Here is a 1,226-nt window from a genome sequence, read left to right as displayed (position 1 = left end):
ACGTCCGGACCGAATGAAGGGGGCGGCTCAACTCCTCCTCTTCCTGCCCCTCATGCTCGTGGCCACCGGCTGTTCCGGTCAGGAGGGACCGGGGCCGTCTAGCTCCCAATCCTCATCGTCCTCGCCTTCTTCGGCGGTGTCCCCGTCGCCCGCCGCCTCGGAGAGCCCCATGCAGCTGACGGCCACCGAGACGTGCGAACAGCTGGCAGGCAACCGCGGTGGTCTGGCGTTAGACGTCCTGGACTTCAGCGTGGACTTCTACATGGAAGACCTCGTCATGAGCGATAGGGATCGTCGCGTGGCGGGGTTGGTGGAGCAGGGCGATCAGCTGCGCGCGGTCGCCCATCCCAAGTATCACGACACCTTGGACCGTCTGATGGCCGAGCCTGAGGAGATCCAGCGCATTGTGAAGTCGGGCGGTGGCAGTTACACGATGCCAATGCAGGACATCGTGCAGTCTGTGACCGGTGCAGCCACCGACTGCTACCAGCCCGGTGAGGAACTCAACAGGTTCGTTGAGAACATGACGCCCATCATTAACCGCATCCCGGAGTATGCGGCGCTGGAGGTGGACGGCGCGTCCGGGGGCGCATCCTCCACGCCGGCTGCATCGTCGACCTCGACCCCTACTGCGGGGTCTGCTCCTGCATCGGAGCCCACGCCCACCCCTGAGCCCACGCCGACGCTCTCGGAGGAGACGGAAGCGGCAGCCGAGCATGAGGCCGGGGATGTGCCGATGGAGTACCAGTCGGCGCTTCGCAAGGCGTACAGCTACGAAGAGAACATGGACATGTCCAAGATGGGCATCTATGGCCAGCTGGTCTCCGAGTACGGTGAGCAGTTCTCACCGGAAGCGGCGCAGTACGCGATCGACAACATGACGGACGTGGACTGGAATGCCAATGCGCTGGCCAAAGCGAAGAGCTATCAGGAGATGATGGACATGTCGCCGTCTGCGATCTACGACCAACTGGTCTCGGAGTACGGCGAGGAGTTCACGCCCGACCAGGCGCAGTACGCGATCGACAACCTGTCCCAGTGACGCCCGGCCATGCCCGGCGCGTTGAATGAACGCGTCGGCAACGGTGTCGCCAGGTGGTCCACCCGCCGCCCGCATATTCTGGTCCTCCGCAGCCCGCGGAGGACCAGAATATGCGGGGCTGTCTTCCGCCTGACGCAGGGCCGGGGTGATCTCTTGGGCTGACCCCGTTTCGTAGGTCCAGTCG

General features: G+C 64.3%; 1 protein-coding gene. It reads left to right on the top strand.

Annotated elements, in window-relative coordinates; translation table 11 throughout:
• The first annotated feature begins 169 nt into the window (after window positions 1-169).
• Window positions 170-1,042, top strand: a complete 873-nt coding sequence (locus HMPREF3105_RS07030; protein WP_246830349.1) for an Ltp family lipoprotein — start codon at window positions 170-172, stop codon at window positions 1,040-1,042.
• Window positions 1,043-1,226 lie beyond the last annotated feature (184 nt).

This window comes from Micrococcus sp. HMSC31B01 (assembly GCF_001816085.1).
Classification (GTDB): Bacteria; Actinomycetota; Actinomycetes; order Actinomycetales; family Micrococcaceae; genus Micrococcus; species Micrococcus luteus.
This window is presented reverse-complemented; position numbering and strand designations above follow the sequence as displayed.